Here is a 23,870-nt window from a genome sequence, read left to right as displayed (position 1 = left end):
TCCTCCCTCGGTTCGTCTCAGCGCCGGATGAACGGGTTGGCGACCGCTCTCGGTTCGGCCAGCCACACGGATTTGGGCTGTAGATACTCCATGATCGCCTGGCTGCCATTTTCCCGGCCCAGCCCGCTCAACTTGTAGCCGCCGAATGGCGTCGTGTAGCTGGTGGAACGGTAGGTGTTGACCCAGATCGTGCCCGCCTGAAGCCGGCGCGACATCGACAACGCGCGGTGCAGGTCGTTGGTCCAGACACCCGCCGCGAGGCCGTAGAGCACGTCGTTGGCGATCGCGACAGCTTCGTCCTCGTCGGAAAATGGCATGATCGACAAGACCGGGCCGAACACCTCTTCCTGCGCGATGCGCATGTCGTTGCGCACGTCGGTGAAGATCGTGGGCTCGACGAAATAGCCCGGCGCGCCGCCGGGGCTTGCCGCCTTGCCGCCAAGCACGCAAGTCGCGCCCTCGGCCTTGGCGATCTCGATATAGTCGAGGATCTTGCGGTGCTGCGCTTCGGTCGCGACCGGCGAGATGTTGGTATCCGCCTCCATCGGATCGCCGAGCTTCGCCGCCCGAGTCATCTCCAGCAGGCGTTCGAGAAAGGCGTCGTAGATGCCATCATGGAGCAGGAGCCGCGAGCCCGCGATGCAGGTCTGGCCGGAGGCGGCGAAGATGCCGGAGATGGCGCCGGGCACGGCCGCGTCGAGATCGGCGTCGTCGAACACGATGTTGGGCGATTTGCCCCCCAGCTCCAGCGTCACCTTCTTGAAGTCGCGCGCCGCGGCCTCGTTGATCGCACGGCCCGCCGCCTCGCCGCCCGTGAACGCGACCTTCCGCACCAGGGGATGCGTCACCAGCGGCATACCCGCCTCGTCTCCAAAGCCGGTGACGACATTGACCACGCCCGCCGGAATGCCTGCCTCCTCGACCAGCGCCATGAGTTCCAGCGTCGAGGCGGAGGTGTATTCCGAGGGCTTGATGACGACGGTGTTGCCGGCGGCCAGCGCGGGCGCGAGCTTCCATGCGAGCAGCAGCAGCGGCGAGTTCCATGGCGTGATCAGCGCGCAGACGCCCAACGGCTCGTAGGTCACCATGTTGAGCACGCCGGGCTTGTCGATCGGCGGCACGAGGCCTTCGACCTTGTCGGCCAGCCCGCCGTAATAGGCATACCAGTTCGCCATGTAGCGCGCCTGGTTGGACATCTCCGCGAAAAGCTTGCCGTTGTCGCGCACCTCGATCTCGGCGAGCCGGTCGGCATGTTCGGTCACGAGCGCCGCGAGGCGGACAAGCGCCGCGCCGCGCGCACTGGCGGTCCAGGTCGGCCAGTCTCCATCGGTGAAGGCCGCGTGGGCGCTCCGGACCGCGTGATCGACATCATCCGCCGAGGCGCGGGGGAACCGCGCCCATTCCTCCCGGGTGTAGGGATTGGTCGAGGTGAAGCGCGCGCCCGACGCCGCCTCGCACGGGGCGCCACCGATCCACATGTGGTAGTCCTTCATCGCGCTATCCTTTCGTCTCACCGAGGCTCAGACCGAGTGTCGCGCGCTGGCGCAGCCATTGGCTCGGCCGGTATCGCGGGTCTCCGGTCAGCGCGGAGAGCCGGGTCAGGATGTGCATGATCCGCGCCGGGCCCACGGCGTCGCCGAAGGCGAGCGGCCCCTTCGGATAACCGAGGCCAAGCCGCACGCCGTCGTCGATATCGGCGGGGGTGGCGATCCGGAGTTGGGCGATCTCGCAGGCGATGTTCACGATGACGGCGAGGATACGCTGCGCGATGAAACCGGGGCTGTCCCCGATCGCCGTGACGTCCCGCCCGGAGGCGCGCAGCGCGGCATGAACCCCGTCCAGCAGCGCCGGGTCCGTGGCGGGCGTGCCCATCAGCGTCACCCGGTCCGCCGCCTGGGTCAGCGGGTCGATCGCGATCACGCGCGCGGCATCGAGGGCCAGCCGTTGCGCCGTCTCCGTGGCGTCGTCTCCCCATGGCGCCACCAGAAGCGCGCCGTCCGGGGGCGCGTCGGCGCTCTCGTCGATGGCACAGCCCGCTTCGCCGAGCGCGGGCAGGATCGCCGACAGGTCGTCGCGCATCCGGGGTGGAACCCAGACGCGCTGGGGCGGCTGGCCATCTGGCGCCGCTTCGTCCGGATCGCGCCGCACCCCGTCGGGATAGGCATAAAATCCCTCGCCGGATTTGCGCCCGTAGAGTCCCGCGGCCACCCGCGCGGCGAGATGCACACCGGGCCGATAGCGCGGATCCTGGAAGAACTGGTCGTAGATCTGGCGAAAGACCGGCAGTGACACATCGAGCCCGGTCAAGTCCAAGAGCTCGAACGGCCCCATGCGAAATCCGAGGCCCTCGCGCATCACGCGGTCCACATCGACCTCGGCCGCCAGCCCCTCCTGCACGATGCGCAGCCCCTCGGTCGTCAGCCCCCGTCCCGCGTGGTTGATCAGAAAGCCCGGCGCGTCCCGGCACTGGATCGCGCGATAGCCCATCTGCGCCGCCACCGAGAGCGCGGCTTCGGTCGCCGCCTGCCCGGTCTTGAGGCCCGCGATCACTTCGACGACCTTCATCAAGGGAACCGGATTGAAGAAATGCAGGCCGACGACGCGGTCGGGATCGCGCATGCCCGCCGCGATGGCCGCGATGGAGAGCGAGGAGGTGTTCGTCGCGAGGACCGCGTCGGGGGCGAGCAGCTCTTCCAGCCGGGCGAAGAGCGCCTGCTTGACGTCGAGCATCTCGGCCACGGCCTCGATCGCCATGGCTGCCGGGGCGAGATCCTCCAGCGCACCCGCGACAGAGATGCGCCCCTGTGCGGCCTCTGCCGCCACCGGATCCATGCGGCCCTTTTCGGCCGCCCGCCCGAGCATGCGGATCGCGAAATCCGCGCCCGCCCGCGCCGCGTCGGCGCTCTGGTCGTGGACCAGCACGCGGAAGCCGGCGGAGGCCAAAGCCTGCACGATCCCGCGCCCCATTGTGCCCGCGCCGATGACGGCGATTGTCGCGCCGGCCTCCATTACGCCGGCGCCTTCGGCGCGCGCTGCGAGAAGCGGCGCTCGAAGATCCCCTCGGCGATGCGGTTGCGCATCATTTCCAGCGATCCGCCCGCGATCTGCCAGCCGCGCGACTTGCGGAAACAGAATTCCACGAGGGACTCGTCGCAATAGCCGAGCCCACCCATGGCCTGCATCGCCTCGTTGCACGCCTCGAACCCGGCCGTGTTGCAGGCCAGTTTCGCCAACGCGGTCTGCTGCCCGTCGGGCAGGCCCCGGTCGGCGCTTACTGCGGCGCGGTAGAGCAGCAATTGCGCCGCCTCCAGCTTCATCAGCATGTCCGAGAATTTCCATTGGAGACCCTGGAACTCGGCCAGCGGGCGGCCGAACTGGGTGCGCTCCAGCGCGTAGTCCCGGGCGGTGTTGAAGGCGAAGCGGCCCAGGGCCTGCGCCCGCGCGGCATTGCCGATCCGCTCGGCGTTGAACCCGGTGATCTGCTTCTTGAAGCCGCCGGGCCCGAGCAGCACGTTCTCGCGCGGCACATAGACATTGTCGAAATAGAGCGCGCACCACCGCTCGCCGTTCATGTAGGTGCTCGGCTCCCCGAAGGAGAAGCCGTCCATGCCGCGCTCCATGATGACCGAGCCGATCCCCGAGAGCCCCGGCCCGAAGCGCAGGTAGACGAGGAAGGTGTCGGCCTCGACGGAATGGCTGGTGAAGACCTTGCCGCCGGTCACACGGTAGCCGTCGCCGTCCTCGCGCGCCTCGGTGGTCAGATCCGTCACCGCGGAACCCGCACCGGCCTCGGTCATGCCAAGGCCGATCACGCTCTCGCCGCGCAGGAGCGGCCCGAGATATTTCTCTTTCTGGGCGGGTGTGGCGTATTCCGCGAAGGTCCGGATGGCGCCGAAATTGCCCGCCTGGATCGCGTCGGCGCTTTTCGGACAGACGAGCGCGACCTGCTCGATGGCGAGCACCGCATCCATGAGCGTGCCGCCCATGCCGCCTTCGGCCTCGGGGATCGTGATGCCGAAAAGCCCGTTCTCGGCCATGAGCTTTGCCGCATCGAAGGGAAACTCGGCCTTCCGGGCGCGCTCGAGCGCGCCGACCCGGAGGTGCCGGTCGGCGAATTTGCGAACGGTGTCCTGAAAGAGCTGGCGTTCCGGTTCGAGTGTGAAGTCCACTTTTCGTTCCTGGGTCTGTTTGATGTCTGGCGTGATCTTTGATCGGGGAGAGACCTCTCCCCGATCCTGCTTCAGTCGGAAAGGTCGATGACCAGGTTGCCGTGCACATCCGGCACGGCCACGGCATGGGGCGGCACGATGATCGTAGACTCGCGCTCCTCGAAGAGCGCGGGCCCGTCGATCCGCGCGCCGGCTTTGACGCGGTAGCGGTCATAGACGGGCGTATCGACGAAACCGCCGGCTTCGCTGAAATATACCGCGCGATGGCCCTTGAGGGCCGGCCCCTCGCTCAGCGCCGCGGTCGGCTCGAGCACCGGCTTGGGGCCGGAGACGAGCACGCGCCAAGAGATCACCTCGATATCCATCGCTTCCGTCCGGCCAAAGAGCTGCGCGTATCGGGCCTCGAAAAGGCGGGCGATCTCGCCCGTGTCCCGCGCCACAACGACGCTGCGCGGCACCGACACCTCGACCTCGTAGCCCTGCCCGACATAGCGCATCAGCGCGCCGACCGAAGTCGTCGCATCCTCGGGCGCCACACCGGCGGCGGTCACCAGCCGCCGCCCCTCTTCCTCGAGTTCGCCGATCATCGCGTCGATGCGTTCGAGATCGAGCGCCGCGACCGGTTCGATGGCGGCGCGCACGAATTCGAAGGAGGTCGGGGAGGCGAGGAAGCCGAAGGCCGAGGCCACACCGGCCCCGAGCGGACAGATCACCCGCCGCACGCCCATCCGCCGCGCGAGGTTCGACGCATGGACCGGACCGGCCCCGCCGATGGCCAGCAGCGTGAAGTCCTGAACCTTCCGGCCGCTTTCGAGAGCGTGGATCGTCGCCGCCTGCGCCATGCTTTCGTTGACGGTCTCGTAGATCCCCCAAGCGGCATCGACGACCGAAAGACCCAGCGGCTCGGCCAGCTCCCGGCGGATCGCATCCTCGGCCGCCTCCTTGCTGAGCGCCATGTCGCCGCCGAGGAACGACGCCGCATCGAGATAGCCTAGCACGAGATCGGCATCGGTCACCGTCGGGCGCGCGCCGCCGAGCCCGTAACAGGCCGGGCCGGGCTTGGAGCTGGCGCTTTCGGGGCCGACGCGGATCAGGCCGAGCTTGTCGACCTGCGCGATGGAGCCGCCTCCGGCGCCGATCTCGATCATGTCGATGACCGGCACCTGTAAGGGAAGGCCGCTGCCCTTGGCGAAGCGGAACACCCGCGCGACCTCGAAATTGTCGGTCTTGAGGGCCTCGCCGTCCTGGATCAGGCAGGCCTTGGCGGTCGTCCCGCCCATGTCGAAACACAGGATGTCGGGCTCTCCGGCGAGCCGCCCGAACACCGCCGCGGCCTGCGCGCCCCCGGCCGGGCCGGACTGAACGAGGCGGATCGGATAACGCACGGCCGTGTCGTGATGCACGGTGCCGCCATCGGCCAGCATCAGGAACAGGTCCTCGGGCAGTTCCAGCCGCGCCATCTCGGCGACGAGCCGGGCGATGTAATTTCCGAAGATCGGCTGGACGAAGGCGTTGGCGACGGCGGTCGAGGTCCGTTCGTATTCGCCGATCTGGGGCATCACCTCGAAGGAGGTGCAGATCGTTACGCCGGGGAGCGCCTCGGCGAGCTGCGCCTTCACGGCGCGCTCGTTTTCGTCGTTGCGGAAGGCGTGCAGGAAGACGACCGCCACCGCCTCCACACCGGCGGCCCGCAAGTCGTCGGCCAGCGCCGACACGGCCGTAGGATCGGGCGCTCGCAGAACCGTGCCGTCGCTCGTCATGCGCTCATCGATCTCGAAGCGCAGGCTGCGCGGCACGAGGGGCGTCGGCGTGTCGATGAAAAGATCGTAGATCGAATAGCGCAACTCGCGCCCGATCTCGAGTACGTCCCGGAAGCCCTTGGTCGTCACGAGGGCGGTCTTAACCCCTTTGCGCTCGATCAGGGCATTGGCCACGAGCGTCGTGCCGTGGATCACGGTCTGGACCGACGACGCCTGCGCCGCGCCCGTGGACAGAATGCGCGTCACCCCGTTGAGCACGCCCTGCGACGGATCGTCGGGCGTGGTGAGGACCTTTTCGTTCAACAGCTTGCCTGTTGCGGGGTCGAGCATCACGACATCGGTGAACGTGCCGCCGATATCGACTCCGATCCGGTAGGATGCGGCGATGGGCGCATCTGGGTTCTGAATATTCATGCTTCGTATCCGTAGTGCTTTTTGGCGAAGGCCGGGGTCACGAGACCGCTGGCCAGATCCGCACGGATCGCGTCAGGGGACCGATCCGCGGGCGAGCCCATGCCGCCGCCGCCCGGGGTCTGGAAGGTCACCGTGTCGCCCTGGGCGATCACGTTGCGGGATTTGGCGGGGATGCGTTCGCCGTTTATCATGTCGATCCCGCCCGCGCCGGGCTCACCACCCAGCAGGCCGCGCGGCGGGTTGTCGACGCGCTCGTGGCGGATGGTTACGGTGATCGGCGCCTCGCCCAGATTGCGGAAGGTCAGGCGCTGCGCGTTGCCGCCCCGGAACCGTCCCGCGCCGCCGGTATCGGGGACGAGCGTCTTTTCCTCCACCAGCATCGGCACCTGGTTCTCGAACTGCTCGATGGCCTGGTTCGACACGTTGGAGGGAAAGCTCAAGCAGCCCGGTCCGTCCTGGTTCGGGCGCGCGCCATGTCCGCCATTCATGAAGAACATCTTCACGAACGGCCGGTCCGCGTCCTTGCGGCGGCCCTTGAAATAGACGTTCCAGAGCGGCGAGCCGCAATCGGCGATGACCTTGTCGGGCGCGACCTGGCTCAGGGCGCCGTAGATCGCGGGCGGCATGTAATGCCCCGACAGGTGCCGGCCCCAGACCGGCGCGGGGCGCTTGGGGTTCACCAGGCACCCCTCCGGCGCCTTGACGGTGATCGGCCGGAACGCCCCGTCATTGATCGGCGTGCCCGGATCGAGCGCGCATTTGATGGCGTAGCAGCTATAGGCCTGCGTGAAGGTCAGCGGCGAGTTCACCGGGTGCTCGATCTGGTCGGTCGTGCCGGCGAAATCGACCTCGATGTCGGAGCCGCGGATCGTGACGCTGACATGGATGTCGAGCGGATGGTCGAAGCCGTCGGCGGTCAGAACGTCGGAATAGGTTCCGTCCGGGATCGCCGCGATGGCGCTGCGCAGGCTCGCCTCGGAGCGGTCGAGCACATCGTCCGAGAAGGCTTCGAGATCGGGCAGCCCCTCGTCGTCGAGCAGGCGGAAGAGCCGCGCCGCGCAAGCGTGATAGGCGGCGAAGCCCGAACGGATATCGCCCAGCGTCTCCTCGGGCTCGCGCAGGTTGGCCTCGAGAATGTCGACGAGGATCTGGTTTTCCTCCCCGGCGATCAGGATCTTCGAGACGGGGATATTGAGCCCTTCCTCGTAGCAATCCTTCGCCGCGGGCGACGGCGCGCCGCCGATATCGACGGTGTGGAAGATCGACCCGATGAAGCCGATATGCCGCCCGTCCCGGAACAGCGGCTTGATCATCGTGATATCGTTGAGATGCCCCGTGCCGAGCCAGCCGTCATTTGTGATCATCACGTCACCGTCCGACAGCGTATCGATCGGGAACTTTTCGAGCATGGCCGTCAGCGTGCGCGACATGGTGCCGATGAAGGAGGGCACGCTGCGCCGGCTCTGCGCGATCTGCCGGCCGCGCTTGTCGAGCAGGCCGATGGCGAAATCGTAGTTCTCGCGCACGACGGAGGAAAAGGACGTGCGCACGCAGGTCTCCCCGACCTGGTCCATCAAGCCGCTCAGGCGCTCCCAGACGACGCCGACCTTGACCGGGTTGAGTGTTGCCGGGTTCCGCTCCGTCATTGCGGTGTCTCCTTCAAGTCGGGGATCGGGCTGAGCCATTGCGCGGGTGCGTCCCGCCCGCCGCGGACGATGGCGAAGTAATCGTCTTGCAGGGCCCGGGTGATCGGGCCGCGTGCGCCGGAGCCGACGGTCAGGCGGTCGATGCCGACGACGGGCACGACCTCCATGCCGGTGCCGACGAGCATGACCTCGGACGCGGCATACAGCTCGGTCCGGTCGACCGGACGCTCCACCACATCGTCCACGATCCCAAGCGCGCGGGCGCGCCGAAGGATCGTGTCTCGCGTCAGGCTTTCGAGGATGCCCGAAGTGACCGGCGGCGTGATCAGGACGTTGTCGCGCACCATGAACAGGCAGGCGCCGGGCGCCTCGGACACGGTGCCGCTCTCGGTCAGGATCAGGGCGGTATCATAGCCGTCAGCCTTGGCCTGCAACCCCGCGAGACGGCTGTTGAGATAATTGGCGGCGGCCTTCGCACGCACCGGGCTCGCATTGTCGGTGTTGCGCCGCCAGCTCGACACCTGGCAGCGAATACCGTTGGCGAGCCGGTCGGCCAACTGCGGACGCGGGCGGGCGAGGATCGCCAGCCCGGTCGGTCCCCGCGCCGTCATCTCGCCATCGCCGCCGAGATAGACTTGGATGCGGATATAGCAGTCCTCCCGCACCCCGTTTCGCGCCATCAGGCCAAGCGTGACCTCCCCCATCTCCTCGGCCGAGGGGATATCGTCGAGACCCAGGATCTGCGTCGAGCGCACGAGCCGCTCCATGTGTTCCCCGAGCCGGAACAGGTTCACTCCCTTGCCGGCATGGTCGACATAGCCGCGAACGCCTTCGAAGACCGAGGCGGCGTAGGTGACGCCCGGCGCCAGCAAGGGCAGCCGCACGTCTCCGGCCGGGATGTAGGCACCGTCGAGATAGCCCACCGGATAGATCGCTCCTCCCGCCATGTCAGCCGCCGCTTCTCAGTCCGGCCGCCCGGGCGGCCTCCCGGTCCCGAAGGATTCGGCGCATGACCAGCACGAGCAGCAGGAACATCACGACCAGCAACGTGACGAAGGCGGGCCGCCCGAGGAAATAGGCAAACGGGTTGGGAACCGAACCCGCTATGAGCATCGATACCCGCAGGTTCGATTCCAGGATCGGCATCAGGATGAAGCCGATGAGCAGCGGCACGGTCGGAAAGGCGAGCTTGGTCAGCCCCCAGCCCAGCAGGCCGAACAGGAACACGAGCTGCACGTCGAAGATCGAGCCGCGCATGGCGTAGGCGCTCGCCGCCGCGATCACCAGGACGACCGGGAACAGGATCCGCTTCGGAACCGTCACCACGCGGCGCGCCATCTTGATGAGGCCGTGACCGAGGATGAGGTTGAAGAAGTTGGCCAAGAGCAGCGCCGTGAAGATCGCATAGATCGGCTCCGGATTGTCGCGGAAGACGACCGGCCCCGGGGTGATGCCCTGGATCAGCAGCGCCGACAGGATCAGCGCAGCGGCGATGTCGCCGGGGATGCCGAAGGCCATCAGCGGGATCAGGTTCGCGCCGGAAACGGCATTGTTGGCGCTCTCGGGGGCCGCGATGCCGTTCAGCTCGCCCTTGCCGTATTTCTCGGGGTTCTTCGAGGAGCGCTTGGCCTCGTTGTAGGCCAGGAAGGCGGCAACGGTCGCCGAGATGCCGGGCAGTGCCCCGACCGCGGTGCCGAGCGACGAGGACTTCAGCAGGGTCGGCAGCACGCCCTTGAACTCGAGCCACGAGACGCGGCGGTCTGCGGGATCGTCGGAGAAGGACACGGTGCTGGTGGCGAGATGTTTCCGGGGCAGTTCCATCTGCCGCATGACCTCGGCCACGGCGAGAAAGCCGATCAGCATCGGGATCAGGCCGATGCCCTCCTCGAGTTCGAGGAAACCGAGCGTCAGCCGCGGGCTCGCGGTGACCGGATCGAGCCCGACGATGCCCAGCAGCATCCCCAGAAGCATCGCGAAGAGGCCCTTCCAGATCTTGGCGCCCGAGACGAACCCCATGGTCAGCAGCGAGAAGGCAACCAGGAGCGTGTATTCCGCCGGGCCGAACTTGAGCGCGATCGCCGCGAGGAAGGACGCGCCGAAGATCAGCACGATATCGGAAAAGCTGTCACCGAAGACAGAGCTGTAGAGCGCCATCTTGCACGCCTTTTCGCCCTTGCCCTGCTGCGCCATCGGATAGCCGTCCAGCACTGTGGCGGCGGCGGCTGGCGTGCCGGGCGTCTTGACGAGGATCGCCGTCACCGAACTGCCGAACAGCGAGCCCTTGAACATGCCGACCAGCATCGGGATGCCGACCCAAGGGTCGAGATAGTAGGTATACGGGATGAGCAGCGCGACCGTCATCGTCGCGGTCAGGCCCGGAATCGCGCCGAGAAGCTGCCCGGCCACGATGCCCGCGAGCACGGCCAAGATGGATTGCCACGTGAGCGCGAGCGCTACGCCCGCGAGAATACTATCCATGGTCTCCATGGTCTCAGCCCTCCAGGGCGTCGCCGAGCAGCCCGTCGGGCAGGCGCACGCTCAGCAGTTGTTCGAATAGAAGATAGGTGAAGGCTGCCGCCGCGACGGCGATGACCGCACAGACCCAGATCCGGCTCTCGCCCAGCCTGCGCACGAGGTAGGTCACGAGGCAGATGCTCGCGATGTAGAAGCCCAGGACCGGGATCAGCACGAAGGCGTAGAGGTTCGACACGAAATTCAGAACGCCGCCCCGCCGGGTCTCTTCGGCCGTGCCGAGTTCGCCGATCAGATCATCCGCGAGATCGTCGACGGTGCCGCGCATCATGGCGATTCCGATCTGGAGCAGGCGCCCGATCATCGCGGCGGCCATGAGGCTCGCGAGCAGATAGGGCGCGAACCGCGGCGATATCTCGCTATCCGCACCGAAGCCTTGCGGCGCGTCGATCGACAACGGCACGAACCAGAATGCGAAGAGCGCGACTGCTGGCAGCAGGATGGCGATCAGCCATAACTCGAGGCGCACATGGGCGGGCATGGTCGGTTCCTTCGGACGTGCAGGAGGTCGGCCGGCAGCGCCGAGGCTGCCGGCCGCGTTTCAGGGTGTGGGATCAGTTGGCGAGGCCGTAGGTCTGGGTCGCCTCGCCCATGGCCTCGAAGTCCGCGCGCACCCTTGCGGTAAAGTCTGCGGAGTTCAGGTAGGCGCCCTGCCCCTTGATCCGGTCCATCAGCGTCTTGAATTCTTCGCTGTCGGTGATCTGCTTCATGGTGTCGTCCCAGGTCGCGATCACCTCCTCGGACAGACCCGCGGGGGCCGCGAGGGCGAAGAAGGACGCCAGTTCCAGCGGATAGCCCAGCTCGCTCAGCGTCGGCGCGTCGGGCGCTTGCGGGTTCCGTCCAGGGCTCGTCTCGGCCAGGATCTTGATCTCGCCATTATCGAGCGCGGGGCCGTAATCCGAGATCACCGCCAGATCGATCGTGCCCGAAAGCAGGTTCGCCAGCTCCACCGCGCCGCCCTTGGACGGCAGGAAGGTAGTCACCGCATCCTCGGCGCGGAACATCGCCTCGGTGGCGAGATGCGGGCCGCCGCGCGGCACGGCCGCCGACCAGCGCAGCTGTCCGGGGTTTTCCTTGGCGAAGGCGATCACGTCGTCGATTGAGTTGAATTTGCCGTCGTCCCGCACGATGACCGGCTGCTTGGACAGCATGAACTGGCCGAGATAGGTCAGGTCGGTCATGGGATCGTAGGGCGCCTCGATAACATGCGGGCGCACGGTGATCGGGCTCGTGGAGATGAAGCAGATCGTGTAGCCGTCCGGGTCGGCATTGGCGCAGCTGTTGATGCCGATGAAGGCGCCGCCGCCCGCGCGGTTCTCGACCACGAAATTCACGCCCATGATGTCGCTCGCCTTGTCGGCGATGAAGCGCGAGGTGATGTCACCGTTGCCGCCGGGCGAATAGGGCACGATCAGCGTGATCGACTCGGAGGGATACTCGTCCGCATGCGCAAGGCCGGCGGTCAACGCGAGCGCCAACGCGCCCTTGACAAGGTGTTTGATCATGGTTGCTCTCCTGTTGAATGCGCTTTCTGCGCGGCGAATGCACCCATCCTTGCGAGGCGGAGGTCACGGCCGGTCAAGCGACCGGAACCGAACCCTGCCGTCGGGGCGGAATGGATGCTTTTGCGATGCCTTGCGTGCCTTTCCGGGCACGCGGCAGCATCGAAAAGGGAGGGATCGGCGTGGCCGACGGAGACGTTCTGGACGTAAGGGAAAGCCTCGAAATGGCCTCGGCGGCCGAGGTGCGGGGCGCGATCCGGAGCGGCCGCTGGCGCGGCACGACGCATGGTCTCGCCAAAGGGCACGTCCAGGCGAACCTCGCCATCGTCCCCGAGGAATTCGCCCTCGATTTCATGCGCTTCTGCCACCGCAACCCGAAGCCCTGCCCGCTGCTCGACGTCACCGATACGGGCGACCCGGAATTCCGGCAGATCGCGCCCGGCTCGGATGTGCGCACCGATCTTTCGGGCTACAGCGTCTATCGCAACGGCGCGCTCAGCGCGCAGGTGGGCGATCTGCGCGATCTCTGGCGCGACGATCTCGTGGCCTTCGCGATGGGATGCTCGCTCTCCTTCGATGCGGTGCTGCTCGCCAACGGGCTCGACGTGAAGCATCTGCGCGCCCCCGGTGGACGGATCGCGGTCTACACCTCGGGCCTCGCCTGCGCGCCCGCCGGTCCGTTCGCCGGACCGATGGTCGTGTCCCTGCGGCCGGTGCCGAACGACCAGGTCGCGCGCGTGACCGAGGTCACCAGCCGCTATCCCGCGACCCATGGCGGCCCCGTTCACATCGGCGACCCGGCCGAGATCGGGATCACCGACGTGGCCGCCGTCGATTGGGGCCTGCCGCCGGAGATCGGTCCGAACGAAACCTGCATGTTCTGGGGATGCGGCGTGACCCCACAGGCGGTGGCCATGGCGGCGAAGCTGCCCTTCATGATCACGCACACCACAGGTCATATGTTTCTCTCTGACCTGAAACTGGAGGACATCACTCTATGACCGCCCCGCTTCGCGAAAGGCTTGAGAGCCGGCCCTGCTTCGGCGTGAGCTGCCGGCTGACCCGCACCACCGATATCGCGCCGATGCTGCGGGATGCGGGCTATGACTGGATGTTCCTCGACCTCGAACACGGGCCCCTGAGCTTCGACCAGATCACGCAGATGGCGCTGGCCGGCGTCGAGGCGGGCGTCACGCCGATGGTGCGGATGGCGGACGCGTCTCCCGGGCCGATCCATCGCGTGCTGTCCAACGGCGCGATGGGCGTCATCGTCCCCCATGTCGACACGCCCGAGACCGCCGCCGCCGTCGCGCGGCAGTGTCGCTTCCCGCCGCTGGGAGAGCGCTCCGTGCCGGGGCTCGTGCCGCAGCTGGGCTACACGCCGCTGAGCTTTGCGGAAGCCGCCAAGCGGCTCGATCCGGTCACGCTCTGCGCGGTCATGATCGAGAGCGCCGCCGCCGTGGACGCGGTCGACGAGATCGCCTCGGTCGACGGGGTGGACATCCTCTTCGTCGGCGCCTCCGACCTGACCTTCCAGCTTGGTGTGCCGAGCGTCTACGACGACCCGAAGGTGGTGGACGCCATGAAAAAGGTCGCGCAGGCCGCGCGGCGCCATGGCAAGATCGCGGGCTTCGGCGGCGTGGCCGATGCCGGAATGGCCCAACGCTATATCGGTCTGGGCATGCATTTCGTTCTCGCCGGCAATGACGTGACCATGTTCATGGCCGGCGCTCGGGCGCGGCTGAGCGCGCTCAAGGGAGACTAGAGACATCGCCCTCACCCCCGCATCGCCTTGAGCTGCGCGGCGTAGCCCTTCGGGTCGAGCACCACGTCGATCAGGGACGGCCCCTTCGTCTCGCGCGCCGCCGCAAGCGCCGCGTTATACTCCTCGACGGTGGAGACCCGCCATGCCGCGCAGCCGAAGCCCCTGGCGACGGCCGCGAAATCCGTGCGGGGCCAGCGGACGCCAGCCGGCGCGAGGCCGCGGCTCTGCTGCTTCAGATCGATCATCGTGAGCGCGCCGTCGTTGAACACGATGACCGTGACATCGGCCTCGTATTGCACGGCGGTCGCGAGTTCGCCGATGCACATCTTGAGCCCGCCATCGCCGGTAAAGGCCAGCGCCCGCGTGCCCGGCTCGGCCAACGCGGCCGCGATGCCGGCCGGCAAGGCGAAGGCCATGGAGGCCAGCCCGTTGGAGATCTGCACATCGTTGGGACGCATCGCGGGCCAGAAGGCGGTGGCGCTCAGCATGTGGGCGCCAGCATCGACCGTGATCCGCGCCTCGGGGCCAAACGCCTCGGCCGCCTGCTCGACGATGGTCTGCGCGGTGATCCCGGTGCTGCCTGGAAACCCGATCTTCGCCCGCTGCCCCTCGCGCAGCGCGGCGATCTCGTCCATCGACCAGCCGCCCGACGCGTTGCGCCCCGCAAGCGCCGTGAGAACCGGCGCCAGAGGCCCGTGCAGCTCGGCGGTTGCCTCGACATAATGCGGTCTGTGGCGGTTCTTGGCGATGTCGAGCACCGGCACCTCGTAGCGCCAGGGCTGAAGGATCAGCTCGACCGGATCTAGGCCCACAAGCACGATCAGATCGGCTTGGTCGATGGTCGGCGCCTCGGCCGCGCCCCCCGTGAAGAGACCGACGCGCGCGGGATGATCGTCCGGGATGATCCCCTTGGCCTTGTAGGTCGTCAGGACGGGGCAGCCCAGGGACTCGACGAAGGCGAGGGTTTCCGGGGCCTCGCCGCGGGCTTCGAGCCCGACCACGACGACCGGCCGCTTCGCCTGCGCGAGAAGCGCGTGCGCCTGCGAAAGATCCGGCAGCGCGGCCGAGTCCTCCGGGCTGGACGGGCGCGCGGCGACGGGCACCACGCGCCGCGCCGCCGCCCCCGTCAGCTCGATATGCACCGGCCCCTGTACGCCCGCCTGCGCCGTGTCGATCAGCGCCGCGATCTCGCCCGCCGGGTCGTCGCTTTCGAGCCGGCTATAGCCTTTGACGACCGGCGCGCTCATCGCCTTCTGGTCGAAGACCTGATGCGTGACGTAGCGCGCCAGCGCCTCGGAAAACCCGTCTGTGATGACTACGACCGGCGCGCGATCGAGCGCGGCATGCGCGATGCCGTTCATCGCCTGGGCGAGGCCGGGCCCCTTGGTCGTCAGCACCGCGCCAGGCGCGCCGGTCAGGTCCGCATCGGCCGCCGCCATCATCACCGCGGCGTTCTCGGTCCGGGTGAGAACGAAGGTCATACCCAGGGCCTCGGCCGCCGCGATCAGGTCGAGGCTGGAGCCGCCACCGGGCACGCCATAGATGCGTTGCGTGCCCCGCGCATGCAGCGCACCGATCAGGACCTCGGCAAGCGTTTGCTCTGTCGCCACGGATATGTCTCCACCCTTGTTCATCGCAGGCTCGGCGCCAGACCGGCGCAGAGATGCGCCAACTGCGGACCGAGTTCCTGTTCGAGCTTCGCGCGTTCGACGCGGAAGGCCGGCGCACCGCACATCATCGACATGACCGCGCTGCCATTGGAGGCCACGAGGGGGGTTGCCACCGCGCGCATGCCGCGGTGCCATTCGTCCTCCACGTAGCAGTAGCCCCGCTCGTCCACCTGGGCGATCGCATCCTCGACGCGCGGCCGCAGATCGGACCATGCCTCCTTGCCGAGCCGCTCCTCGAAGCGCTCGAAGAAGAAGGCGCGCTCATCGCCGGTCACGCCGGCGAGGAAGGCCCGACCCACAGCGGTCGAGGGCATCGGCACGCGCGAGCCGACGTCGAGATGCAGTGTCGACAGGAGCCGGCTTTTGCAGACATCGACGAAAATCATGCTGAGCCGGTCGCGGGAGGCGAGCCCGACCGAGACGTCATGCTCCAGAGCCAGCTCCATCATCGGGTCATGCGCCACCTGCCGCACCACGAGGTTGGAGATCACCGAATAGCCGAGCGCGAGGATCGCCTCGGTCGGCTCGTATTTTCCCTCGGGTTTGAGGTGCCGCAGGTAGCCCAGCTCTTCGAGCGTGTGAGTCAGCCGCGTGACGGTCGCCTTGGGAATGCCGGTCGCGACCGAGAGCTCCTGGTTGCCGAGCGCGCCGCCGCCCGGCTGGAACGCGCGGAGGATCTCGAAGCCGCGCGCGAGCGCCGTGATGAACTTGCGATCCCCGGAGGGGTCCACAGCCGTCTCCTGCAACTCACCCGCGACTTTGCTCATCCGTGTCTCGCTCCACAGCTGCTACGGCATGTCGCAGAGTGTTGCGCGGAAAATCCGTTCTGGCAATTCAAAAATGATTTCGTAAAACCGTTCTGCGGAACACGGGATCGCGTTTTGACCATCTTCGCGCATGTTTCGGCCTAGTCTTGAACCGGAACTCGCTCAGCAAAGCGCTATCATCTTTCTGCTTTTGAACGGGAAAAACGATGTCAATTCTTCTTTTGTCCTGCTGGGCCCAGCCAAGGCCGTCGCGCATCCGCGCGCCGGCGCGCCGGCGATGAGCGGCTCCGGCGTTGTTGAGGCGCGGCCCGTGCTCGGCGCGGTGGCGATTCTCGCGAACACGATCCTCGTCCCGATCATCGGCGTCGCGGTGAAGATGCTGGCCGAGCTCGGCGTCGGACCGCTCGAACTTCTGGCGGGTCGCGGCTGGCTGACCTTCCTGCTGCTGCTGCCGTTTCTGGCGCTCGGGGCGAACCGACGCGCCGTGCTCCGGGCCGACCTGAAAGCCCATGCGATCCACGCCGCCTTCGCCGTGACGACGATGGCGTGCTTCTACTATGCGCTGCGAACCCTGCCGCTGGTGACGGTCACGGCGATCAACTTCACCTCTCCGGCCCTGACGGTCCTGCTCGCCGGTCTGCTGTTCGGGGACCGCGTCCGACCGCTCGGCTGGGCCGCGCTGATCCTGGGTTTCATCGGCACCCTGCTGGTGCTTCGACCGGGCGTGGAGGAGATCGGGCTCGACATGGTCGTCGTCTTGATCGGCTCGATCCTCGCCGCCGGCATGAACCTTGCGGTGCGGCGCATCCCGGCGCGCAGCAGCAACTATGCTGTCCTGTTCTATTTCAGCCTCGCCGGCGCCGTGATCTACGGGGCCATCGGCGCGTCGAGTGTCACGGTTCCGACGCCGACCGAGGCGCTGTGGTTTCTCGTGCTCGCCGCGACGGCGATCCTCGTACATGGCTGCATCGCGCTGGCCTATCGTGTCTCCTCGACCGTGCTGGTCGGCGGGCTGGATTACGGCCGGATCGTCGGCGCGGCGCTGCTGGGTTATGTCCTCTTCGCCGAAGTGCCGACGCTTCTCGATAGCGTAGGGATCGCGTTGATCGTGCTGAGCGGCGCGATCGTGCTCCGGGTCAGCACCACCCGCGTGCCGGCCAAGAGCCCGGCATAGATCAGGCCGGACCAAGGTCGAAGCCGGGGGTGGCGGTCTCGAAAGCATGCGCGATCCGCAGCGCGAGGCCGTCGCAGTCTCGCGCCGCCATCACCTGGAACGCCATCGGAAAGCCCGCCGGCGACCGGCCGCATCGCACGCTGGCCGCCGGGAACCCCGCGACATTGGCCGGTGTCGTGAACATCGGCGCCTTGCTGTAGTCCAGCGGCCTGATGCCGACGCGGCGCGGCGGATCGCCTGCGGCCACGGGCAGTAGCACGGCATCGACACCAGCCATCGCCTCGGCGGTGCGGCGGGCGAGCGCCTCGCGCCAAATCCGCGCCTCCGGCAGCAGGGCGACCCTTGACGCGCCTGCCCGGATCCGGGTCCGGGTGATATGGCTGATCCTGTCGGGGTGCCGGTCGATGTCGCCGCCGAGAAAGGTGTAGGCCTCTCCCAGCATGAGCGTCAGCGCGCAGTCGAAATAGGCGCCGAGCGGCGGCAGGGCGATCTCCGCGATGACCGCGCCGAGATCGCGGAACACGGCCAGCGCATCCTCCAGCACAGCGCGCCACGCCTCCGGCGCGAGCGCCAGCATGGCGGGATCGACCGCGAGGCGGAGCCCGTCGAGCAGGTCGGTGAGACCGGCCGCGTGGCCCCCTACCCCGGAGAGCGCATCCATCAGGATCGCACAGTCCCGACTGGTGCGGGCCATCGGGCCGACCTGATCGAGCGACGGTGCCAGCGGGCTGACGCCGCTCGCCGGCACGCGGCCATCGGTCGGCTTGAGACCCGCCACTCCGCAGAAGGCGGCCGGAAGCCGGATCGAGCCGGCTGTATCGGTGCCGAGCGCCGCCGGGAACAGGCCCGCTGCCAATCCCACGGCCGAGCCGGAAGACGACCCGCCCGGGCTGTGATCGGGGTGAAATGGGTTCACGGGCCAGGGAAAGGCGTCGTCCGGGCCGGGGGCGCCGAGGCACAGCTCGGCGCAGTGCACGAGGCCCAGCGGGATCGCGCCCGCCCGGCGCAGACGCGCCACCGCCGCCGCGTCATCGGTGGCGGGACTCGCCGCGCGAAGGCGGGAACAGGTCGTCGTGACGCAGCCCTCGACATCGATGGCAGCTTTTACGCCGAAGGGAATGCCGTGCAGCGGTCCGCGCCAGTCCCCGGCGGCGATCTCGCGGTCGGCCTCCCGCGCCGTGGCCCGCGCGGCCGCGAAGCACGGGGCGACATGGACGTGAGGCGCGGCGTCGGCCCGCTCGATCAGCGCATCGACCAGCTCCAGCACGCCGAGCTGGCGGCTCTGCAACAGCCCCGCAAGCGTCGCGATATCGAGCCGATGCAGGCCGCTCATTCCCCCCCCGACATCAGCTCCGCCGCACGCTCCGCCACCATGATGGTCGGGGCCGCCGTGTTGGTCGACGGGATCGACGGAAACACCGAGGCATCGGCGACGCGCAGCCTCTCGATACCGCGGACCCGCAGCTCGGGATCGACCACGGCGCCCGGATCGGTCCCCATCCGGCACGTGCCGCAGGCATGGTGCACCGTGTCCGCCGTCTGCCGCACCCAGTCGGCGATGGCCCTGCGTCCCCGGACCGCCTCGCCCGGCCCGACCTCGCGGCGGCGATAGGGATCGAAGGGCTTGCGGGAGAAGACGTCCCGCAGGATCTCGACCCCGTCGACGAGTTGGTCGATGTCGCGCGGGTCCGAGAGGTAGTTGAACCGGAGGTCCAGTGGATCGCCCGGCCCCGCGCCGGTCAGCCGCAGCCGGCCCCGGCTGGCCGGGCGCATGATCGATGCGTTGGCCATGAAGCCCGCGCGGAGGTTCGGCGGCGGCGCGAACGGGTTGAACCGCACGGTCGCGCTGGTGAGCGCGGGCAGGAAATGACTTTGAAGGTTCGGCCCGTCGGCCCCAGGCCCGCGCAAATACGCGCCCGCCTCCAGCGGGAAGATCGACATCGGCCCGGTGCCGAGAAGCCATGCCCGCAGGAAAGCCAGCCCGGCCCGGTCGGCCCGGGTCAGGCCATGCAGCGTGGCCTCGGGCGGCGCCTCGTGACCCACTCGGATCAGGACGTGGTCGTGCAGGTTCTCACCCACGCCGGGGCGGTCCGCGACGACCTCGACGCCCACCGCCCGGAGATGATACGCCGGACCGATCCCGGAGCGCATCAGCAGCGCGGGCGAACCGAAGGCGCCGCCACAGAGAACGATCTCTTCGCTCGCATGATACGTCGCGCCTCCGGCCGGGCCGGAGACATCGACCCCGACGGCGCGCCCCGCCTCGACCCGGACCCGGCGGACGGACACCCCGGACAGGACGGTCAAATTGCTCCGCGCGCGGACCGGATCGAGAAACGCGGTCGCCGCACTTTCGCGCCGCCCCTGGCGGATCGTGAAGTGATACCGCCCGAAGCCCTCCGCATCCGGCGCGTTGAAGTCGGCGCAAGCCGGATAGCCGGCGGCCAGCCCCGCCTCGAGGAAGGCATCCGAGAGAGGGCTCGGCACGACCGGCGGCCGCGACACTCCCAGCGGTCCGTCCTGGCCATGCCCCTCCGGGTCGCCCGGTCCGGCGAAGCGTTCGGATTTGAGAAACAGCGGGCGCACCTTCTCCCAGGACCACCTCGGCATCCCGGCCTGCGCCCAGCCGTCATAATCCCGCGGCAGGCCGCGCACATAGACCATCCCGTTGATCGCCGTGGACCCGCCGACGACCACCCCGCGCGGCAGATCGACCCTCCGGCCGCCAAGCCCCGGCTCCTCCTTGCTGCGAAACCGCTCCGTGTGCCGGCGGCCGCGCAGCAGAATGGCCGACATCATCGGGACCTTGAGCATCGGGTCGAACCGCGGGTCCGCCCCCGCCTCGATCACCAGCACCCGGAGATCGGGGTTCGCGGAGAGGCGCGCGGCCAGCACGCAGCCCGCCGCGCCGGCGCCGACGACGATATGCGTATGACCGCCCGTCTCGGTCACGAGACGCCGGATGCTTCGTCGAAGCCGCCCTGCCCGCTCAGCCGGGCCCAGGCCGCGAAGGCGTCGCTCGCCTCGACCTTGCCGTCGAGGATCAGGGTCTTCCAGATATCGCAGGCATCGACGAAATTCGGCACGCCGCCGGGGAACATCGCGAGCGCCAGCCCTTCGGCGATCGCCCGTTCCGTGGCCCCGGCCCGGTATGCGCCCGCGATATGCTCGCCGACCCATTCCCAACGCCGGTGGCACTGATGCGCGGCGGCAAGGCCGATCTCGGCGACCCAGGGCTCGACGGGATGGCGCTCCATCAGCGCCGCGAGGCCCGACCGATAGCTTGCGACCGCGTCGAACCCGTCGAGATGGGCCGCCCAATGGGTCTGCACGAAACGGTGGCGGCTCGCACCATCGGCCCAGGCCGCCAGCGCCAGCGCCGCCGCGACCTCGGCTTCGCCACCGCCCGCCTTGCGCAGCCGGTCGATGTGATGGGTCGCGATGGCCTCGCCGGTCGAGACCAGGATGATGAGCCAGATGACCTCTTTTTCATGGAGCGTCAGCACGCCGTCCTTCAGGGTCAGCTCCGAATAGAGCGTGTCATAGGCCGAGAGCAGCGCGGGATTGGCGACCGCGAGCAGGCCGTGATGCGGCAACAGATAGCCGCGCTTGTCGCGGATCGACGTGAGCCGCTCCTCGACGTCTGCGACGGTCTTGGGCGGGGTCGTGTCTGCCATGCTCGGCTCTCCTGCTAGGCTCCCCGGTCCGCCGCTTGTGCTGCCTCGCACAGGCTCCTATCGACGACGGAAACGCGGAGGAGGGATGGGTCAATGGGTCGTCTGGAGGGAAGGATTGCATTGGTGACCGGCGCCGGTCGGGGGATCGGCAAGGCCATCGCGGACCGGTTCGTGCAAGAGGGCGCGACGGTCGTCCGGCTCGACCGGGAGGCGGGGGACGGCATCCTCTGCGCCGACGTGACCGACGAGACCGCGGTGGAGCGCGCCGTGCAGGACGCGGTCGCCGCGCATGGCCGGATCGACGTGCTCGTCAACAATGCGGCGGCGTCGAACACCAAGGCGGCCTTCGCCGATCTGACGCTCGCGGACTGGCGGCTCAGCATGGGGGTCAATCTGACGGGCGTGTTCCTCGTCAGCCGCGCCGTGATCCGCGCGATGCGCAAGACGCAGGGCGGTGTGATCGTGAACATCGCGTCGCAACTCGGCAGCGTCGCCGTGCCGGGCCGGTCCGCCTATTGCACCACCAAGGGCGGCATCCTGCAAATGACCCGCGCGATGGCGCTGGATCACGCGGAGGACGGGATCCGGGTCAATTCGCTCTCGCCCGGCGCGGTGCTGACGGAACGGCTGGTCGACACCTACGGCACGCAAGAGGCCGCGACGGCCGCGCTCGCCCCGAAACACCCGATCGGCCGGATCGGTCTGCCGCGCGACGTGACCGGCGCGGCGGTGTTTCTCGCCTGCGACGAGTCTGCCTTCATGACGGGCTCGGATCTCGTCGTCGATGGCGGCTATACGGCGCAATAGGCGCGGCCCGCGCGGCGCAGCGCGGTCAGGCATCGGACGGCATCCGCAGATCGTAACCCGCCTTCCACTGCGTCCCATCGAGCCAGGGCACGAGCCCCTCGCGCGAGGGCGCCGCGCCGGAGAGCGCGAGCGCGGTGCGCCAGGCAAGGGCCAGATTGGGGGTCAGGATCGGAACTGGCTTTCCCGCGAAGGCGAGCAGACAGCGCAGGGTCGGCAGACCCGTCCCGAGGATGACGATGGCGTCGAGCCCGTCCGCGCCCATCGCCTCGACGCCGCGGATCGCCGCATCGCTGCCCATGCCATAGATCGGGTGGAAATCCTTGTCGTTCCCCGAAAGCCGCTCGGTGCGGCGGATATCGAGCCCGCGCGACGCCCAGAACTCCATGCCCTGCCCGTGCAGCGGGTCGCCGTAGGGAGACAGGATGCCGACACGGCTGGCCTCCAGCACGTCGAGCGCGGCGAGGATCGAGGCGGCCGCCGTCAGGACGGGATAGCCGCGCGCCTGCTCGATCCGGTCGAACGCGGCCCGTTCGTGTTCCTCCGAGACAAGGTAGGACATCCCCGTACAGGCCAGCGCCACCGCGCCCAGCGGCGCATTGGCGAATTGAGTCACCGTTTCCTCGAGCCGGTCCACGTAATCGGCGAGCCGCGCCTCCATGCTGGGCTTGGTGCTGGTCATGCGCGCGGTGAGCGGCACCATGCCGGGCGGGCAGATCATCTGGATCTCCGGCTCGGCGGTGGTGTTCGCCTGGGGCGTCAGCAGGCCGAAGAGGCCCCGATACGCATATTCTGTCATTTCTCAGTCCCCTCGTTCTCGCTCAGAACCGCGGCGGTGTCGGCCCCAAGCGCTGGCGCCGGCCGCGCGGGCAGATCCGGGTGGCCGGTCATCCGAAAGGGCGCGCGCGGGGTCAGGACCGGGGCGACGCCCGGATGCGCGATCCGCTCGAACAGTGGGTTCGACGTGCTGGCTCTCGGGTCTTCGTCCAGCATCTGGCGCGCGTCGCGATAGGGGCTCCAGCAAACCGCGGTTCCCTCGAAGGCCCGCGCGACGGCTGCGAGATCGCGCGCGCCGGCCCAGTCCTGCACCAGCGCCGCGATGGCGTGGCGGGCGCGGTAGCGGCCCGTGTCGTCGTCGAGCGCCGTGCCGAAAGCCTCGCCGATCCGCTCCATCGCGGCCCCGAGTCTGGTCGCCTCAAGAAGCGCGCGCCACTGCTTGCCGGTCACCACCGCCAGCATGAACCGCCGGCCGCAGGCGGTCGAGAAATCCCGGCCGAAGCTGCCATAGATCCAGTTCCCCTGCCGCGCCCGGGCCTGGCCCGTCAGTTCGGCCTCGGGCAGGATCCCGACATTTGCCACGGCCTCCATCGCGATGTCCGACAAGCTCAGGGCGATGTGCTGCCCCCGGCCGGTTCGCCTGCGCTCCAGCTCGGCCGCGAGCAGGCCCATGGCGAGGCTGCGCCCCGCGATCACGTCCCAGAAAGGCACCGCGTTGTTGACCGGCGCGTCGAACGCCTCGGGCCCCGCCATGATGGCGGCGCCGCAGGCCGCATGCACGGTATAGTCGATCGCCGTGGCGCCGTCGGGGCTGCCGTCGAGCGTGACGACGATCGCGTCCTTGCGCCGCTCCAGCAGCGCCTCGGGGGCGAGCGCGCCGCGCGCGGGCAGGTTGGTGACGAAGATGCCGTCGCCCTCGCAGATCAGCCGCGCCGCCGCCTCGCGCCCGGCCTCCTCGCGCAGGTCCAGCGTCACCGACCGTTTGCCGCGGTTGAGCATGGTCCAGTAGAGGCTCGCCCCCTCCTCCGAGAGCGGCCAGCGTGTGTAATCCAGCCCGCCGCCCGGCGGGTCGAGCCGGATGACCTCGGCGCCCAGTCCCGCAAGGCTCATCGTTGCGAGCGGCGCGGCGATGAAGGCGGTGGACTCGACGATCCGCAAGCCGCCGAGCGGGCCCGCGCTCGGGGATGCCGTGGCCGCGCTCATCGGCCGCTTT

General features: G+C 68.6%; 20 protein-coding genes. 4 read left to right on the top strand and 16 right to left on the bottom strand.

What is annotated here, in order from left to right; genetic code table 11:
• Positions 1–17: 17 nt before the first annotated feature.
• The 9 genes from DTQ71_RS10140 to DTQ71_RS10100 all read right to left on the bottom strand — a co-directional run bounded on the left by DTQ71_RS10140 (position 18) and on the right by DTQ71_RS10100 (position 12,026).
• Positions 18–1,493: an aldehyde dehydrogenase gene (locus DTQ71_RS10140; RefSeq protein WP_109564166.1), complete on the bottom strand. Its 1,476-nt coding sequence runs from the start codon at positions 1,491–1,493 to the stop codon at positions 18–20.
• A 4-nt stretch (positions 1,494–1,497) separates the two neighbouring features.
• A complete protein-coding gene (locus tag DTQ71_RS10135; protein WP_109564165.1) occupies positions 1,498–3,009 on the bottom strand; it encodes a 3-hydroxyacyl-CoA dehydrogenase in 1,512 nt (503 codons plus the stop codon).
• Positions 3,009–4,169: an acyl-CoA dehydrogenase family protein gene (locus DTQ71_RS10130; RefSeq protein ID WP_109564164.1), complete on the bottom strand. Its 1,161-nt coding sequence runs from the start codon at positions 4,167–4,169 to the stop codon at positions 3,009–3,011. Before DTQ71_RS10130 ends, DTQ71_RS10135 begins: the two co-directional genes overlap by 1 nt.
• A 71-nt stretch (positions 4,170–4,240) precedes the next feature.
• Complete coding sequence (locus DTQ71_RS10125) at positions 4,241–6,343, bottom strand: hydantoinase/oxoprolinase family protein (protein WP_109564163.1); 2,103 nt, start codon at positions 6,341–6,343, stop codon at positions 4,241–4,243.
• Entirely contained in the window at positions 6,340–7,989 is a 1,650-nt protein-coding gene (locus tag DTQ71_RS10120) for a hydantoinase B/oxoprolinase family protein (RefSeq protein WP_109564162.1), read from the bottom strand. Before DTQ71_RS10120 ends, DTQ71_RS10125 begins: the two co-directional genes overlap by 4 nt.
• Positions 7,986–8,936, bottom strand: coding sequence for a branched-chain-amino-acid transaminase (gene ilvE / locus DTQ71_RS10115; protein ID WP_109564161.1), 951 nt, complete (start codon positions 8,934–8,936; stop codon positions 7,986–7,988). The genes DTQ71_RS10120 and ilvE overlap by 4 nt, the downstream gene beginning before the upstream one ends.
• Before the next feature lies 1 nt (position 8,937).
• A complete protein-coding gene (locus DTQ71_RS10110; protein ID WP_109564199.1) occupies positions 8,938–10,467 on the bottom strand; it encodes a tripartite tricarboxylate transporter permease in 1,530 nt (509 codons plus the stop codon).
• Between the two features lie 13 nt (positions 10,468–10,480).
• Positions 10,481–11,002, bottom strand: a complete 522-nt coding sequence (locus DTQ71_RS10105; protein WP_109564160.1) for a tripartite tricarboxylate transporter TctB family protein — start codon at positions 11,000–11,002, stop codon at positions 10,481–10,483.
• Between the two features lie 73 nt (positions 11,003–11,075).
• Positions 11,076–12,026 carry a tripartite tricarboxylate transporter substrate binding protein gene (locus DTQ71_RS10100; RefSeq protein ID WP_109564159.1) on the bottom strand — a complete coding sequence of 317 codons (951 nt, stop codon included), beginning with the start codon at positions 12,024–12,026 and terminating at the stop codon, positions 11,076–11,078.
• 179 nt (positions 12,027–12,205) lie between these two features.
• Here DTQ71_RS10100 and DTQ71_RS10095 point away from each other — a divergent pair, with 179 nt between their 5' ends.
• Both DTQ71_RS10095 and DTQ71_RS10090 read left to right on the top strand, forming a co-directional pair.
• Positions 12,206–13,024 (top strand): putative hydro-lyase, encoded by an 819-nt coding sequence (locus DTQ71_RS10095; protein ID WP_245947389.1) that lies wholly within the window; start codon positions 12,206–12,208, stop codon positions 13,022–13,024.
• The gene (locus DTQ71_RS10090) at positions 13,021–13,788 is read left to right on the top strand and encodes an HpcH/HpaI aldolase family protein (RefSeq protein ID WP_109564158.1); all 768 of its coding nucleotides are present in this window, start codon (positions 13,021–13,023) and stop codon (positions 13,786–13,788) included. The genes DTQ71_RS10095 and DTQ71_RS10090 overlap by 4 nt, the downstream gene beginning before the upstream one ends.
• An 11-nt stretch (positions 13,789–13,799) precedes the next feature.
• Here DTQ71_RS10090 and DTQ71_RS10085 read toward each other — a convergent pair whose 3' ends face one another.
• Positions 13,800–15,398, bottom strand: a complete 1,599-nt coding sequence (locus tag DTQ71_RS10085; RefSeq protein WP_170125391.1) for a thiamine pyrophosphate-binding protein — start codon at positions 15,396–15,398, stop codon at positions 13,800–13,802.
• A gap of 20 nt (positions 15,399–15,418) precedes the next feature.
• Positions 15,419–16,225, bottom strand: coding sequence for an IclR family transcriptional regulator (locus DTQ71_RS10080; RefSeq protein ID WP_109564156.1), 807 nt, complete (start codon positions 16,223–16,225; stop codon positions 15,419–15,421).
• A gap of 277 nt (positions 16,226–16,502) precedes the next feature.
• Between DTQ71_RS10080 and DTQ71_RS10075 the strand changes: the two genes are divergently transcribed.
• Positions 16,503–17,399 carry a DMT family transporter gene (locus DTQ71_RS10075; protein ID WP_170125390.1) on the top strand — a complete coding sequence of 299 codons (897 nt, stop codon included), beginning with the start codon at positions 16,503–16,505 and terminating at the stop codon, positions 17,397–17,399.
• Position 17,400: 1 nt separating this feature from the next.
• On the opposite strand, the gene DTQ71_RS10070 is transcribed toward DTQ71_RS10075, so the two are convergent.
• The 3 genes from DTQ71_RS10070 to DTQ71_RS23150 are packed head-to-tail and all read right to left on the bottom strand — an operon-like array spanning position 17,401 to position 21,076.
• On the bottom strand, positions 17,401–18,732 hold the full coding sequence (locus DTQ71_RS10070) for an amidase (RefSeq protein WP_109564154.1): 1,332 nt from the start codon (positions 18,730–18,732) through the stop codon (positions 17,401–17,403).
• Positions 18,729–20,351 (bottom strand): GMC family oxidoreductase, encoded by a 1,623-nt coding sequence (locus tag DTQ71_RS10065; RefSeq protein WP_170125389.1) that lies wholly within the window; start codon positions 20,349–20,351, stop codon positions 18,729–18,731. Before DTQ71_RS10065 ends, DTQ71_RS10070 begins: the two co-directional genes overlap by 4 nt.
• Positions 20,348–21,076, bottom strand: coding sequence for a carboxymuconolactone decarboxylase family protein (locus DTQ71_RS23150; protein ID WP_146204836.1), 729 nt, complete (start codon positions 21,074–21,076; stop codon positions 20,348–20,350). Before DTQ71_RS23150 ends, DTQ71_RS10065 begins: the two co-directional genes overlap by 4 nt.
• Before the next feature lie 123 nt (positions 21,077–21,199).
• Between DTQ71_RS23150 and DTQ71_RS10055 the strand changes: the two genes are divergently transcribed.
• Complete coding sequence (locus tag DTQ71_RS10055) at positions 21,200–21,883, top strand: SDR family NAD(P)-dependent oxidoreductase (RefSeq protein ID WP_245947386.1); 684 nt, start codon at positions 21,200–21,202, stop codon at positions 21,881–21,883.
• 25 nt (positions 21,884–21,908) lie between these two features.
• Here the strand turns inward: DTQ71_RS10055 and DTQ71_RS10050 are convergent, their stop codons facing one another.
• On the bottom strand, positions 21,909–22,679 hold the full coding sequence (locus tag DTQ71_RS10050) for a maleate cis-trans isomerase family protein (protein WP_109564151.1): 771 nt from the start codon (positions 22,677–22,679) through the stop codon (positions 21,909–21,911).
• Complete coding sequence (locus DTQ71_RS10045; RefSeq protein ID WP_170125388.1) at positions 22,676–23,860, bottom strand: CoA transferase; 1,185 nt, start codon at positions 23,858–23,860, stop codon at positions 22,676–22,678. Before DTQ71_RS10045 ends, DTQ71_RS10050 begins: the two co-directional genes overlap by 4 nt.
• Positions 23,861–23,870: the final 10 nt, after the last annotated feature.

Origin of the sequence: Jannaschia seohaensis, assembly GCF_900116765.1 — a bacterium.
GTDB lineage: Bacteria > Pseudomonadota > Alphaproteobacteria > Rhodobacterales > Rhodobacteraceae > Jannaschia > Jannaschia seohaensis.
The sequence above is the reverse complement of the archived record's forward strand: the minus strand, read 5'-3'. Positions and strand labels throughout refer to the sequence as shown.